This window comes from Streptomyces sp. NRRL F-2580, assembly GCF_000720115.1.
GTDB lineage: Bacteria > Actinomycetota > Actinomycetes > Streptomycetales > Streptomycetaceae > Streptomyces.
This window is the reverse complement of the sequence record NZ_JOIR01000003.1, coordinates 62,647-76,786: the sequence shown is the minus strand read 5'-3', so window position 1 is coordinate 76,786 and position 14,140 is coordinate 62,647. Positions and strand designations below refer to the sequence as shown.

12 protein-coding genes and 1 pseudogene are annotated in these 14,140 nt (G+C 73.4%); 7 read left to right on the top strand and 6 right to left on the bottom strand.

From position 1 onward, the window contains the following. The first annotated feature begins 21 nt into the window (after positions 1 to 21). Positions 22 to 426, top strand: a complete 405-nt coding sequence (locus IF88_RS41930; protein ID WP_051836376.1) for a cupin domain-containing protein — start codon at positions 22 to 24, stop codon at positions 424 to 426. On the opposite strand, the gene IF88_RS0103395 is transcribed toward IF88_RS41930, so the two are convergent. Then, positions 379 to 1,833, bottom strand: coding sequence for a WGR domain-containing protein (locus IF88_RS0103395; protein ID WP_030707072.1), 1,455 nt, complete (start codon positions 1,831 to 1,833; stop codon positions 379 to 381). The two genes, IF88_RS41930 and IF88_RS0103395, sit on opposite strands and share 48 nt — an antisense overlap. A gap of 93 nt (positions 1,834 to 1,926) precedes the next feature. Between IF88_RS0103395 and IF88_RS0103390 the strand changes: the two genes are divergently transcribed. Next, the gene (locus IF88_RS0103390) at positions 1,927 to 2,580 is read left to right on the top strand and encodes a uridine kinase (RefSeq protein ID WP_030707070.1); all 654 of its coding nucleotides are present in this window, start codon (positions 1,927 to 1,929) and stop codon (positions 2,578 to 2,580) included. Between the two features lie 208 nt (positions 2,581 to 2,788). Here the strand turns inward: IF88_RS0103390 and IF88_RS0103385 are convergent, their stop codons facing one another. Both IF88_RS0103385 and IF88_RS0103380 read right to left on the bottom strand, forming a co-directional pair. After that, positions 2,789 to 3,688: a carbohydrate kinase family protein gene (locus IF88_RS0103385; RefSeq protein WP_030707068.1), complete on the bottom strand. Its 900-nt coding sequence runs from the start codon at positions 3,686 to 3,688 to the stop codon at positions 2,789 to 2,791. Continuing rightward, positions 3,685 to 4,629 (bottom strand): pseudouridine-5'-phosphate glycosidase, encoded by a 945-nt coding sequence (locus IF88_RS0103380; RefSeq protein WP_030707066.1) that lies wholly within the window; start codon positions 4,627 to 4,629, stop codon positions 3,685 to 3,687. Before IF88_RS0103380 ends, IF88_RS0103385 begins: the two co-directional genes overlap by 4 nt. An 82-nt stretch (positions 4,630 to 4,711) precedes the next feature. Between IF88_RS0103380 and IF88_RS40000 the strand changes: the two are divergent. Both IF88_RS40000 and IF88_RS0103370 read left to right on the top strand, forming a co-directional pair. Next, positions 4,712 to 5,520, top strand: a pseudogene (locus IF88_RS40000) (class I SAM-dependent methyltransferase). Between the two features lie 73 nt (positions 5,521 to 5,593). Next, the gene (locus tag IF88_RS0103370) at positions 5,594 to 5,962 is read left to right on the top strand and encodes a cupin domain-containing protein (protein WP_030707065.1); all 369 of its coding nucleotides are present in this window, start codon (positions 5,594 to 5,596) and stop codon (positions 5,960 to 5,962) included. A 25-nt stretch (positions 5,963 to 5,987) separates the two neighbouring features. On the opposite strand, the gene IF88_RS0103365 is transcribed toward IF88_RS0103370, so the two are convergent. The 3 genes from IF88_RS0103365 to IF88_RS0103355 all read right to left on the bottom strand — a co-directional run bounded on the left by IF88_RS0103365 (position 5,988) and on the right by IF88_RS0103355 (position 9,013). Continuing rightward, positions 5,988 to 7,283: an MFS transporter gene (locus tag IF88_RS0103365; RefSeq protein WP_030707063.1), complete on the bottom strand. Its 1,296-nt coding sequence runs from the start codon at positions 7,281 to 7,283 to the stop codon at positions 5,988 to 5,990. Between the two features lie 156 nt (positions 7,284 to 7,439). Continuing rightward, positions 7,440 to 8,003 (bottom strand): methylated-DNA--[protein]-cysteine S-methyltransferase, encoded by a 564-nt coding sequence (locus tag IF88_RS0103360; protein ID WP_030707061.1) that lies wholly within the window; start codon positions 8,001 to 8,003, stop codon positions 7,440 to 7,442. A gap of 107 nt (positions 8,004 to 8,110) precedes the next feature. Further along, on the bottom strand, positions 8,111 to 9,013 hold the full coding sequence (locus IF88_RS0103355; protein WP_030707059.1) for a glycerophosphodiester phosphodiesterase: 903 nt from the start codon (positions 9,011 to 9,013) through the stop codon (positions 8,111 to 8,113). A 234-nt stretch (positions 9,014 to 9,247) separates the two neighbouring features. Between IF88_RS0103355 and uvrB the strand changes: the two genes are divergently transcribed. From uvrB to IF88_RS0103340, 3 genes are all read left to right on the top strand, one after another. Then, positions 9,248 to 11,404, top strand: a complete 2,157-nt coding sequence (gene uvrB, locus IF88_RS0103350; RefSeq protein WP_030707057.1) for an excinuclease ABC subunit UvrB — start codon at positions 9,248 to 9,250, stop codon at positions 11,402 to 11,404. An 88-nt stretch (positions 11,405 to 11,492) separates the two neighbouring features. Further along, positions 11,493 to 12,071 (top strand): TerD family protein, encoded by a 579-nt coding sequence (locus IF88_RS0103345; protein ID WP_030707055.1) that lies wholly within the window; start codon positions 11,493 to 11,495, stop codon positions 12,069 to 12,071. Positions 12,072 to 12,126: 55 nt separating this feature from the next. Further along, on the top strand, positions 12,127 to 14,109 hold the full coding sequence (locus IF88_RS0103340; RefSeq protein WP_030707053.1) for a TerD family protein: 1,983 nt from the start codon (positions 12,127 to 12,129) through the stop codon (positions 14,107 to 14,109). Positions 14,110 to 14,140: the final 31 nt, after the last annotated feature.

Sequence of the window (14,140 nt, the reverse complement as noted above, 5' to 3'; positions counted from 1 at the left end):
CCGGTCCACGGAGGAGGGCTCATGGGTGGACGGCAGGCGACGACGGCACGGCCGGGCAGGGCACGTGGTGCCGCGGCCCCGTCGGGCCGGGAGATCGTCATCCCGCCCGGCGGCTGCACCGGCTGGCACTTCCACCGGGTCCGGCTGGACGCCGTGGTGCTGGCGGGGACCCTGACCCGGGTCCTCCACGACCGCACCGTCGAGGTGCATCGGGCCGGGACCACCTTCGTGGAACCCGCGGGCATCGGGCACATCCACCTGGGCCACAACCTCGGCACCGAACCGGTCGTGCTGTACGTGACCCCCGCGCTCCCCGAAGGAACGCCCTTCGCGATACCCACGCCGGCCCCCGCCGGTGCCACCCCGGCGGCCTGCCGCTCACACAAGCCGTCGTATTTCTCCGCGGACCCGGTAGAAGCCACCTGAGGCCGCGTGCAGCCCCTCGACCACGTACCGGGCGCCCGGCTCCCGTATCCCGCGCGGGAACTGCACGTTCCACGAGGGCTCGAAGCCGTCCGACACCACCTGCACCCGCATCCGGCCACCCTGCTGGACGCACTCCACCACCACACCGCCGGCCGGCTCCGAGGTCACCACGGCCATCGAAACGGTCGCCACCGCAGAGGCCGACGCGGCCGGGGTGAACACCGGCAGGGCCGCCGCCGACTTCACGTCCACCGGAGCCGGCACCGAGCCCTGCTGGGCCGCCGCGATCGCCTGCCCGCTCGCATCCACGCAGACCAGCGAGCCGTCCGTGGTGACCAGGTACAGCCGCTCGTCCAGGTACTGCATGGACAGCGCGGACCCACTGCCCGTGCCCAGCTTCCACAGCCGCTGCCCGTCGGCGTCGAAGCAGTACACCGAGGAGGAGAGGTCGCCGGCGAAGACGTGCCGCCCGTCCGGCGAGGTGGCGCACGAGTACACCGCCGCGTCGCACCGGTAGGTGGCCTCCACCGCGCCCGTCGTCTTCGACAGCCGCTGCACGGTGTTCCGCCCGGTGCCCGCGTACACCGCGTGGTCCTCCTGCCAGCCGAACAGCACCGAGCCGTTGGTCGCGGTGTGCCACAGCTCCCGGCCGCCGTCCGGCGCGTACGCAGTCACCCCCTTGCTGTGCCCGTGGTAGACGGCGTCCGCGTCCGCCCGGACCATCCACGCGTTGGAGCCGGCCGAGCGCCTCGACCACTGGAACTCGTCCTCGTGGTCGATGACCGTCAGCCCGCCGTTGCGGTCCGAGACGTTCAGGACGCCCTCGCGGATGTCGAGCCAGAAGATGTCCACGTCCTCCGCGATGTCGTACGCACCGAAGGGAACCTTCGACGACAGGTCGTACACCGTGCCGTCGTCACAGCCCGCGTATATCCAGAACTCGTCCGCCACCAGGCACTTCACCCCGTCCGGCAGCGAATACCGGGCCAGCACCTCACCGCCGTGGCTCAGCGTGTAGACGTCGCCGGCCTGGTTGCCGACCCAGCAGCGGTCCTCGTCCACGTGGATCCCGAAAGCGGAGGAGCCGGTGCGGAAACGCCACAGCACCGGGGCCACCGCCCGCGCCGTCGACGGCGCCGACGTCACCTGGCGGCGGGTCACCGAGCGGGCGGCGCGCTGCCCCCGCACCGCCGGGGCGTACCCCTTGCGGACCTTCTCGCCGATCTTCTTCGCGGCGGCCGCCCGGGCCTTCTCGGCGGTCGGGAACGAGGAGCTCTGCAGCTGGCCGTCCGCGCCGATGCGTCCGTACCGCACGGAGACGGCCGTGCCGTCGACGGTCACCTCGTAGAACTTGTGCGCCCCGCCGCCGTCCTGCGACAGCTCCAGATACGTCGTCTCCCGAGCCATGACAAACCCCTCCCCGAAGGCCGGGCCGCCGGCTCCGTTTCCGCCGGTGATCCCTCGTGAAAAACGCTAAGTCCCACCACTGACAATGGGCCGGTGAAGTGGGAAGCGATCACATGGCAACGGATGGCCGAGCGGCTCGCCGGTCACCTCGACGACCCCGAGAACCTGCCCGAGCAGGGCAGTTGGCAGCGGGTGGGCATTGACGGAGCGCCGGTCGCCCGGACCGGCGTGCTCGCGGAGGAGCTCGCGGAGGCGTTGCGGAGGCGAGGACGGGCGGTGCTGGTGGTGGCGACGGATGGGTTCCTGCGGCCCGCCTCCCTCCGCTTCGAGTTCGGGCGGCAGGACGTGGACTCGTACCTCGGCGGCTGGTACGACACGGCCGCGCTCTGGCGGGAGGTGTTCGGCCCGACCGATCCCGGCGGGACCGGGCGGGTGCTGCCGGACCTGTGGGACCCGGTGACCGACCGGGCGACGCGCAGCCCGTACGCCGAACTCCCGGCCGGAGGGGTGTTGCTGGTGCACGGTCCGCTGCTGCTCGGGCAGTGGTTCCCCTTCGACCTGAGCGTCCACATCCGGCTGTCGCCGGGGGCGCTGGGCCGTCGGACGGAGGAGTCGGAGCGGTGGACGGTGGCGGCGTTCGCGCGGTACGAGGCGGAGGCGGATCCCGGGGCCGGCGCGGACGTGGTGGTGCGGGCCGATGATTCCAGGCATCCCGCGTGGACGGGGGTGCGGGTTCCGGGGCGGTGACGTGGGTCCGGGCGCGGCGCCGTTGCCGGGGCGCTGACCCCGGACCCCCGCGCCTCAAACGCCGGCGGGGCTGGATGGTGCGGCGGGGCCGGAGTGGGGTGGTGCGGTTGGGGTTGCCGGTGCGGCTGAGAGATCGGGGCTGCGCCCCGGACCCCGCGCCTCAAACGCCGGCGGGGTTGGGCTTGCCGGCGGGGCTGGCGCGAGTGGTTTACGGGCGGCCGCCTGGGCGGGTTACCGAGAGGGCGGCGGTGCGGCAGCCGGCTCGGGTGGCTTCCGTGGGGTCCGCGCCCTGGAGGCGGGCTGCGAGGAAGCCGCCGGTGAAGGCGTCTCCGGCGCCCGTGGAGTCCACCGCTTCGGCCGGCTCGGCGGCGACCTCGGCGGTGATCCGGCCGCCCTCGGCGACCAGCGCGCCGGCCGAGCCCAACGTCACCACCACCAGTGGTGTCCGCCGGCTGAGCTCCACCGCCGCGCGGGCCACCCCGGCCGGCTCCGGCAGCCCGGCCAGCAGCCGGGCCTCGTCCTCGTTGGGCAGCAGGACCTCCGCCCCCGCCACCGCGTCCAGGAAGCGCCGCGGGCCCAGGGCGGCCAGGAATCCGGCCGAGGCGGGGTCCACGCTCACCGGAACTCCCCGGGTCCGGGCCGCCCGCAGCGCGACCAGGGCGAGCTCCCGGCTGCTGTCGGCGAAGAACAGGTAGCCGGACAGGTGGAGGTGGGCCGCCCCGTCCAGCAGCGACGGGGCCCAGTCGGCGGGGCACAGCCGCAGCGAGGCCCCGCTGTCGGTCAGGAAGGTGCGCTCCGCGTCCTTCCCGACCAGCGCGACCACCGTCCCGGTCGGCTCCTCCGGGTCGATCACCAGCCGCGGCCGCACCCCCGCGTCGACCAGTGCGCGTTCGTGCCACCGCGCCGACTCGCTGCCCACCCGCGCGAGGAGGCGTACCTCCGCGGTCCCCGTACGGGCCGCCCAGCAGGCGGCGTTGGCTCCGGCGCCGCCCGGCAGGGTGCGGATGCGGGCGGCCGTGTCCGTGGCCGGGGCGAGCGGCTCCGGATGTATCGCCACCACGTCCGTCACCACGTCCCCGACGACGACCAGGGCTCCCGGCGCGGTCATCCCCGCGCCGCCCAGGCTCCCGCGATCCTGGCCCCGAGCCGCACATTGCCGCGGACCGCCGCCAGGTTGGCCTCCAGGGAGGCGCCATCGGTGGCCCGTACCAGGAACCCCAGCAAGAACGGGGTCACCGCCTGCCCCGTGATCCCCCGCTCACGGCATTCCGCGAGCGCCTCCGCCAGCACCCGGTCGTGCAGCTCCGGGTCCAGCTGCTCCGCCTCGGCCACCGGATTGGCCACCAAGAGCGCCGACTCCGCTCCGCCCAGCGCGTCCTGAGCGGCCATCACCGCCGCGACCTCCTCGGGCCGGTGCACCGTCCAGTCCACCGGTTCGCCGGAATCGGCCAGGTAGAACCCCGGGAAGCGGTCGGTTCCGTACCCGAGGACCCCGACCCCCAGCGTCTCCAGCCGCTGCAGCGTGGCCGGCACGTCCAGGATCGACTTCACCCCCGCGCACACCACCGTGATCCGCGTCCGCGCCAGCAGCGCGAGGTCCGCCGACTCGTCCTGCGTCTGCGCCCACTCCCGGTGTACGCCGCCCAGCCCGCCCGTGGCGAAGACCCGCAGGCCCGCCCGCGCGGCCAGGAAGGCCGTCGCGGACACCGTCGTCGCCCCGGTGGCCCGCGTCGCCAGCGCGGGGGCCAGGTCCCGGTGGCCGAGCTTGCGCACGCCGTCGCCGCCCGCGATCCGCTCCAGCTGCGCCTTGTCCAAGCCCGCGTACGCCACCCCGTCCACGACCGCCACCGTCGCCGGAACCGCACCCTCCGCGCGGACCAGCGCCTCCAGTTCGAGGCCCACGGCCAGGTTGCGGGGGCGCGGCAGGCCGTGCGCGAGGATCGTCGACTCCAGGGCCACCACGGGCTTGCCCCGGGCGAGTGCGTCGCGTACCTCTTCCGACAGGACCGGTCCGCCCGACAAGGGTGCAGTTGCTGTGTGCTGTGACATGTCCCCATCCATGGCACGGGATTGACGCCCCCAAACGCACTCCCGCCACACCCGTCCCAACCTGTCCGAGTAGCGTTCCCCCATGGACACGCGCGGGTTCTACGACGAGCCGGCCGACCGCTACGACCTCCTGTACGCGGATTGGCGCGCCTCCGTCGCCCGGCAGGGCCGGGCCCTCGACGCCCTCCTCAGCACCGCGCTGGGCCCCGGACCGCACACCGTCCTCGACAACGCCTGCGGCATCGGCACCCAGGCCCTGGGCCTCGCGGCCCTGGGCCACCGGGCCACCGGGTCACCGGGACCGACCTGAGCCCCGCCTCCGCGGCCCGCGCGGCCCAGGAGGGCGCCGGCCGGGGACTCGACCTGCCCGTCGCGGCCGCCGACATGCGAGCCCTGCCCTTCCCGGACGCCTCCTTCGACGCCGTGGTCTGCGCCGACAACGCGCTGCCGCACCTGCTCACCGCTCAGGACGTGCGCGCCGCGCTGGCCGAAACCCGGCGGGTCCTGCGCCCCGGCGGACTGCTGCTGCTCTCCACCCGCCCGTACGGCGAACTGCTCCGGGCCCGCCCGCAGAGCGAGGCCCCGCGCGTACGCACCGGCCCGGACGGGCGGACCATCACCTTCCAGCTGTGGCACTGGCACGCACTGGCACGCCGACGGGGAACGCTACGACCTGAGCTCTTCCAGCTGCTGCCGACCGGCGACACCTGGACCACGCGGACGTCGAGCGCGACGTACTGGGCGCCGCCGCAGGAGCGGACCGCCGAGTTCGCCCGGGAGGCCGGCCTGCGCGACCCGGTCTGGCACGCACCGGCGGACACCGGGTTCCACCAGCCGGTCCTCACCGCCCACCGGCCACCGCCGCCGCCCGGGCCCGACTGGACAGGGTGACTCGTGGGCCGGGCCGTTCCTGGACGCTGTGGTCACCGCGACGCAGGGGCGGGCCGGTCTAGGCTGGCGCGCCATGAGCACCAGTGATCACTCCGCCGCCCCCGCCTCCTTCTCCGTCTCCGTCGCGGACGTGGAACTGGAGCCCGAGGACCTCGACCCCGACCAGATCGTCTCCGGGGAGCCCGTCGTGACGGGCAAGGTGCTCTGGGAGTCGCCGGACGGCAGCCAGGTGCGCGGGATCTGGCAGATCACGCCGGGCGTGGTCACCGACACCGAGGCCAACGAGCTGTTCGTGGTGGTCAGCGGCCGCGCCACCGTCGAGGTCGAGGGCGGCGAGACCCTGGAGGTGGGTCCCGGCTCCGCCTGCGTCCTGCGCGAGGGCGACAAGACCACCTGGACCGTGCACGAGACGCTCCGCAAGGCCTACCACATCAGCTACTGAGGCCCTCCGGCCACGGGCCGCCCCTTCAGCCGCCGACGGTCTTCGCGGCGACGGGGTGGCGGCGCGCCGTGAACAGGGCGAGCGCCGCCATCGGCAGCAGCAGCGCGGCGCCGACGGCGTTCAGCCAGCCGTAGCCCGCCTGGGACATGACCAGGCCGGCGGCCGCGCCGCCCACCCCCGCGGACGCGTTCATCGTGAGGTCGCTCAGACCCTGTACGGCGGCCCGCGCGGGCTGCGGCACCGAGTCGGTCAGCAGGGCCGAGCCGGACACCATCCCGGCGGACCAGCCGAGCCCGAGCAGGAAGAGCCCGAGCATGCTCCGGCCGTGGCTGGGCCCGGCCGTCCCGGCGAGCAGCGCGGCGACCGACAGGAGCCCGGCGGCCAGGCCGATGACGGACAGCCGTCCGAGCCGGTCCGCGAGCCACCCCATCAGCGGGGAGAAGGCGAACATGCCCGCGATGTGGATGCTGATGACCAACCCGATGAGCTCCAGGCCGGCGCCGTGGTGGCCCAGGTCCATCGGGGTCATCACCATGATCGAGACCATGACGGTGTGCGACACGGCGACGGTGACGAGCGCGAGCCGGGCCCGCGGGGAGGCCTGGACGGCGGCGAACCCGGCGCGCAGCGAGCGGCCCTCGCGGGTCTGCTCCGCCGGAGCGGCGAGCGCCCGGGCCGTCAGCAGCGGGTCGGGGCGCAGGAGTACGCCGATCAGCGTGCCGGTGAGCAGGAAGACGACGGCGGCCCACACGAAGGGGCCCGCCGTCTCGGGTATCGCGGTCCCGGCGAAGCTGCGGCTGGCCGGCGCGGAGAGGTTGGGGCCGAGCACCGCGCCGAGGGTGGACGCCCACACGACGACGGAGATCGCCCGGGCCCGGCGGTCCGGGGCGGCGAGGTCCGCGGCGGCGAACCGGGCTTGCAGGTTCGCCGAGGAGGCGGCGCCGAAGGCGGCCATGCCGAGCAGCAGCAGCGGGAAGTTCCGGATCGTCGCGGCGAGGACGACGAGCCCCGCCCCGACGGCGCCGATCGCGTAGGCGAGGACCAGGCCGGGGCGTCGGCCGCGCGCGGTCATCAGGGCGGCGAGCGGCAGCGAGACCAGGGCGGTGCCGATCACCGCGGCGGTGGAGGCGAGGCCGGACAGGGCCTCGGTGCCGCTGATCTCGGTGGCGAGCACGGGGGCCAGGGCGATGCTGATGGGCACGCCGAGGCCGCCGAGGATCTGGCCGGCGATGAGGACCCAGGAGGTGCGTCGCTGCAGCCGGGCCACGTCCGGGAGGTCGAGCGGCGGAGCCGGCCGGTCCGTGCCGGGGGAGGCCGTCATGCCGCACCCCGCTTCCGCGGGTGCGTGACGCGGGGCCCGGAGGGCGCGGGGGAGCCGGGTGCGGCGGCAGCAGTAGTCACCGCCGCAGTGTGCCACCCCTTACCGCCCGGCGGAACCGTCCGTGCGTACCGGCCGGCCCGCAGGTCAGGACCCCGATCAGAACAACGCCTGCGGAAGCACGCCCTCCAGTGCGAGCAGCTGCCGCTTGGTCTCCACCCCGCCGCCGAATCCCCCGATGCCCCCGTCGGTCTCCACGACCCGGTGGCAGGCCACCACCAGCGGCAGCGGATTCGAGCCCATGGCGTTGCCCACGGCCTGGGCGGCGCCGGGCTGTCCGGCGCGGGCGGCCAGTTCCCCGTAGCCGACGACCGATCCGTACGGCACGGTGCGGTCCAGCTCCTGGAGCACCTGACGGTTGAATCCGGAGCTGAGGCGCCAGTCCAGCGGCAGCTCGAAGCGGCGCAGCGTGCCGGCGAAGTACGCCTGGAGCTGGCGTATGGGCTCGGCCAGCAGGACCTCCTCGCCCGGCGCGGGACGGCGCGCGTCGGCGCCCAGCCGGGAGACGAGCGGGCCGATCATCTTCTCGACCCGGTCCGGGGTGGCATGGAACTCGACCCGGACCAGGCCCTCCGGGGTCGCGGCCAGGAGCAGGGGGCCGATGTCGCTGGCGACGACGGTCCATTCGAGGTGCGGCCCGCGGGGCCGCTCGGTGGTGTCCACCCGTCCACCGTACGGCTCCCCCCTGACAAACCCGGCCGCTTCGGCCACATCGCCCCCTCGCCCGCACCACCCGCATCACCCACGCCCGCCGCGGCACGTCGGCGGGCTCAGAACCCGTCGACCGCCTCCTGCACCACGTCCGGGGCGTTGGTGATGATCCCGTCCACGCCCATGTCCTGGACCTTCCGGGCGGTCGCCGCGTCGTCCACGATCCAGGTGTCCACCTCCATGGCCCTGCCGTGGGCCCCCAGCAGGCCGTGCACGGCCGCGACCCAGTCGGCCGAGATCGTGGTGTGCCAGGGGTTGATCCGGTCGGTGAACTCCGCGTACAGCGGCAGTTCGGCCACGGTGGGGGTGCCCAGGAAGGCGGTCAGCAGGTCCGGGCGCAGCCGGTGCACGACGCGCACGCAGTCGGCGCTGAAGCTCTGGACCACCAGGCGCTTCGTCACGTGCCGCTCGTCGAGCCAGCCGGCGTCGCCCAGTACCTTCAGGGTCTGCTCCTCGATCCCCGGGTAGAGCTCCGGCTTCTTGATCTCCAGCAGCAGTTTCTGCTGGTTGCGCTGTACCCGGTTGAGGTACTGGCGCAGGGTCGGCACGCGCGCGCCCGCGTACTCCTCGCCGAACCAGCTGCCCGCGTCCAGCCGGGTGATCTCGGCCGCGGTGAAGTCCTTGACCTTCCAGGGGGAGCGGCCGGGGAACACCTGCTCGACGTTCGTGGTCCGGGCCAGGGTGTCGTCGTGGATCACCACCAGCTCGCCGTCGCTGGTGCGCTGCACGTCGTTCTCGACCCAGTCGAAGCCCAGCCGCATGGCCAGGTCGATCGCGGCCAGGGTGTTCTCCGGGGCGTACGCCGAGGCCCCCCGGTGGGCGTACACGACAGGTTCCCCCAGCGCTGCCCGGTCGGCGGCGGATCCGGGGCCGCTGGCGGCGTACGAGGCCGTCCCGCCCAGCAGCGTGAGGGTGAAGCCCAGGAATGCGGCGGCGGCCGCGGCGGCGGGTCGGACGTACATGTGCGTTCTCCTCGGGTCGTGAGCCCTGTTCCTGCGTCAGACGGGTGCGGAGCGGCAGACGTTGTGGCGATGCACTTCACGGCGATCATGGGGTTGAAGATCACCGAGCCGCCACCGAACTACGACAAACGGACCAGAACGGATGACGGGGCTCCCGGGCGTCCGGAGCCGCCGGAGCGCGCCGCGGACCGGCGGGGATGCGTGAGTGTCAGTGGGGGGTCGTACGGTTGACTCATGCGGCCCGTATCGAAGATCGAACGCACGGTGGCGCCTTTCGAGGTCGTCAGCCCCTACCAGCCCAGCGGCGACCAGCCGGCGGCCATCGCCGACCTGGAGAAGCGCATCCGCGCAGGTGAGAAGGATGTCGTCCTGCTGGGTGCGACCGGCACCGGCAAGTCGGCGACCACCGCCTGGATGATCGAGAAGCTTCAGCGCCCCACCCTGGTCATGGCGCCGAACAAGACGCTCGCCGCCCAGCTGGCGAACGAGTTCCGCGAGCTCCTGCCGAACAACGCCGTCGAGTACTTCGTCTCGTACTACGACTACTACCAGCCCGAGGCGTACGTACCGCAGTCGGACACGTACATCGAGAAGGACTCCTCGATCAACGAGGAGGTGGAGCGGCTGCGCCACTCCGCCACCAACTCGCTGCTGACCCGGCGCGACGTGATCGTCGTCGCCTCCGTGTCCTGCATCTACGGCCTCGGCACCCCGCAGGAGTACGTCGACCGGATGGTCTCCCTCAAGGTCGGCGAGGAGATCGACCGGGACCAGCTGCTGCGACGCTTCGTCGACATCCAGTACACGCGCAACGACGTGGCCTTCACCCGCGGCACCTTCCGGGTGCGCGGCGACACCATCGAGATCTTCCCGGTCTACGAGGAACTGGCCGTCCGCATCGAGATGTTCGGCGACGAGATCGAGGCCCTCTCCACCCTCCACCCGCTGACCGGCGAGGTCATCAGCGAGGACCGCGAGCTGTACGTCTTCCCCGCCAGCCATTACGTCGCCGGCCCCGAGCGCATGGAGAAGGCGATCAACGGCATCGAGGCCGAGCTGGCCGAGCGCCTCGCCGAGCTGGAGAAGCAGGGCAAGATGCTGGAGGCGCAGCGGCTGCGCATGCGCACCACGTACGACCTGGAGATGATGCGGCAGATCGGGTCCTGCTCCGGCATCGAGAACTACTCGCTGCACATGGACGACCGAGAGCGCGGCTCCGCGCCGAACACCCTCATCGACTACTTCCCGGAGGACTTCCTCCTGGTCATCGACGAGTCGCACGTGACCGTGCCGCAGATCGGCGCCATGTACGAGGGCGACGCCTCCCGCAAGCGGACCCTGGTGGACCACGGCTTCCGGCTGCCGTCCGCCCTCGACAACCGTCCGCTGAAGTGGGAGGAGTTCCAGGAGCGCATCGGCCAGACCGTCTACCTGTCCGCGACCCCCGGGAAGTACGAGCTCTCGCGCGGCGACGGCTTCGTCGAGCAGATCATCCGCCCCACCGGCCTCATCGACCCCGAAGTCGTGGTCAAGCCCACCGAAGGGCAGATCGACGACCTGGTCCACGAGATCCGGCAGCGGGTGGAGAAGGACGAGCGGATCCTCGTCACCACCCTCACCAAGAAGATGGCCGAGGACCTCACCGACTACTTCCTGGAGCTCGGCATCCAGGTCCGCTACCTGCACAGCGACGTGGACACCCTGCGCCGCATCGAGCTGCTGCGCGAGCTCCGGGCCGGCGAGTACGACGTCCTGGTCGGCATCAACCTGCTCCGCGAGGGCCTCGACCTGCCCGAGGTGTCCCTGGTGGCGATCCTCGACGCCGACAAGGAGGGCTTCCTGCGCTCCGGGACCTCCCTGATCCAGACCATCGGCCGCGCGGCGCGCAACGTCTCGGGCCAGGTCCACATGTACGCGGACAAGATGACCCCGGCGATGGAAAAGGCCATCGACGAGACCAACCGGCGCCGGGAGAAGCAGATCGCCTACAACACGGCGAACGGCATCGACCCGCAGCCCCTGCGCAAGAAGATCAACGACATCGTCGCCACGATCGCCCGCGAGGAGCTCGACACCGAGGAGCTCCTCGGCACCGGGTACCGGCAGGCGAAGGACGGCAAGGGGGCCAAGGCGCCGGTGCCGGCGCTCGGCGGCCGGGCCGCCCAGACCAAGGCGGGCGGCAAGGGCGTGAAGGGGGCCAAGGCCGCCAAGGGCGCCGAGGTGCTCACCGACCGGCCCGCCGAGGAGCTGGCCGCGCTCATCGAGCAGATGACCGAGCGCATGCGCGGGGCGGCCGCGGAGCTGCAGTTCGAGGTCGCGGCCCGGATCCGGGACGAGGTGGGCGAGCTGAAGAAGGAGTTGCGTCAGATGAAGGAAGCGGGCCTCGCCTGACCCGGAGCGGGTCAGTAGGGTTGAATCACAGCCGCAGGTACACCCTGCGCGCCCGTTAATGGGGCGGGCCATGGAGAGGGGACAGCACGTGACGGTCAATATGACCAAGGGTCAGGCCATCAGTCTGCAGAAGGCGGACGGGGGAACGCTGACCGCGGTCCGGATGGGCCTCGGCTGGCAGGCGGCGAAGCGCCGCGGACTGTTCGGCTCGCGGACGCGGGAGATCGACCTCGACGCCTCGGCCGTGCTCTTCGCCGACAAGCAGCCGGTGGACGTCGTGTTCTTCCGTCACCTGCAGAGCGACGACGGCTCCGTCCGGCACACCGGTGACAACCTCGTCGGCGGCGTCGGCCAGGGCGGGGACGACGAGGCGATCCTCGTCGACCTCCAGCGCGTGCCGGTCCACATCGACCAGATCGTCTTCACGGTGAACTCCTTCACCGGCCAGACGTTCCAGGAGGTGCAGAACGCGTTCTGCCGCATCGTCGACGAGACCAACGGCCAGGAGCTGGCCCGCTACACCCTCGACGGCGGCGGTCAGTACACCGCGCAGATCATGGCGAAGGTGTCGCGCGTGGGCGGCGGCTGGCAGATGACGGCCCTCGGAAACCCGGCCAACGGCCGCACCTTCCAGGACCTCATGCCGGCGATCCTGCCGCACCTGTAGCAGTACCGGACGAGACGAAGGCACGAGAGAACAAGGCACGGGGGAGGGCTGCACGATGACGGCCGAACTGGTCCGGGGGCAGAACCACCCCGTGTCCCACAGCCGGGTGGAGATCAGGGTCTCGGCGGGCACGGCCGTGCTCGCCCTGGCCTCGCTCGCCGACGAACAGGGCCGGTTCGCCGGCGACGCGGTACTGGCCCACCCGGGGGCCAGGTCCCTCCCCGGCGTGCAGGCGCCCGGGGAGCTCGCCGACAGGCACACCTTCGCCGTCGACCTCGACGCGGTCGCGGCGGACGTCCACCGGGTCGGCGTGCTGCTCGTCCTGCCGCCCGGCGGCCCGGTGCGCTTCGGCTCCGTCCCGGCCTCCTCCGTGGCCGTGGCCGACCCGGCGGGCGGTGAGCTGGCCTGCTACACCCTGACCGGGCTGGACGCCGAGACCGCCGTGGTCGCCCTGGAGCTGTACCGGCGCCAGGGCGCCTGGAAGGTCCGCGCCGTGGGCCAGGGCTACGCCGACGGCCTCGGCGCCCTGCTGGCCGACGGCGGACTGCCCGCGGCGGACGCCGCGGCCCTGGCCGCCGCCGCGCTGCGCACGGCCGCCCCGGCCGCGCAGGGCGACGCCACGCGCGCGGCCGTGCGGACCCTGGCCGGTGACCTGCGCGTCCCGCAGACGTCGGCCCAGGACCCGGCCCAGGGCCCCGCGGCCGCCCCCGAGCCGCCCGACCCGGTCCCCGTCTCCGGGATCCCGTACGCCGGCACGCCCGGGCCCGCGCCCGGCGGCGACACGGGGGGCTCGCCGCCCACCATCGACTACGCGCACCCGCGCCGTCGCCGCAGCAGCACCGAGCCGCCCGAGCCGGCGCCGCGGGCCGCCGCGCCGCAGGAGCCCGGACAGCCCCCGCGGCCCGTCGCCGGTGACGCCAGCGGCTGGTCCATGGAGGAGCGGCTCTACAACCAGGTCTGGGGCATGTTCGAGGACCTGGCCCGCACGGTGGCCGCCTACCGCAGCGCCGTGGAGTTCGCCGACTCCCGCATGGACCGCGAGCTCGACGAGGCCCTCTCCGACCCGCGCCACCGCCTCGGCGGCTCCGGCAACGCCGCCCGCGACACCGCCCGGGCCCGCCGCGAGGAGCTCGTCGCCCAGGCCCAGGCCGTCCTCGACCGGGACCTCGCCCAGCTGATCGCCGAGTCGGAGGTGGTCGAGCCCGCGCTGCCGGCCGCGTACGCCCGCTGGGGCAACCCGGTCTGGCACGACAGCCGGGCGACCGCGCCGCCCGAGGAGAACCCGCTGGCCCTGCGCCTGGGCGACCTCTGCCTGCCCGAGCGCCCCGACCTGCGGATCCCCATGCTGATGCGGGTCCCGCTGGAGCGCGGGATCTGGATCGACAACGGCCGTACCGGCTCCGAGGCGGCGATGGCCATGGACACCGACCGGCTGCGTCGGGCCGCCATGGACATGGCCGTCGCGCACGCGGTGCGGCTGCTCGCGGTCCACCCGGCCGACCGGTTCTCCGTCCACGTCATCGACGCGGCCGGGGCGGGCACCGCCTCCCTGGCGCCCCTCGTCCGCGCCGGGGTGCTGGCCGCGCCGCCCGCCGCAGGAGCCCACGGGGTCACCCAGACGCTGGCCGGCCTCACCCGGCGGGTGGACCTCGTACAGATGGCGCTGCGGGCCGGGGCGCCCGAGGACCTGCCGCCTGACGTGGACACGGCCGAGCAGCTGCTGATCGTGCACGACTTCCCGCACGGTTTCGACGACCGCGCCGTCACCCAGCTGCGGTACCTCGCCGACGAGGGCCCGGCGGTCGGCGTGCACCTGCTGATGGTCGCCGACCGCGACGAGGCCTCGGCCTACGGGCCGCTGCTCGACCCGCTGTGGCGCTCGCTGATGCGGCTGTCGCCGGTTCCGGACAGCCACCTCGCCGATCCCTGGGTCCATCACGCCTGGACCTTCGAACCGGACCTGCCGCCGCAGGGCAGCCGGGTCCTCGAACAGGCGCTGGACCGGGTGGCGGAGGCGCGACGCACTACCCGCCCGTGACCATCGCTTGGTATTCCCTTTACCTTTTCGG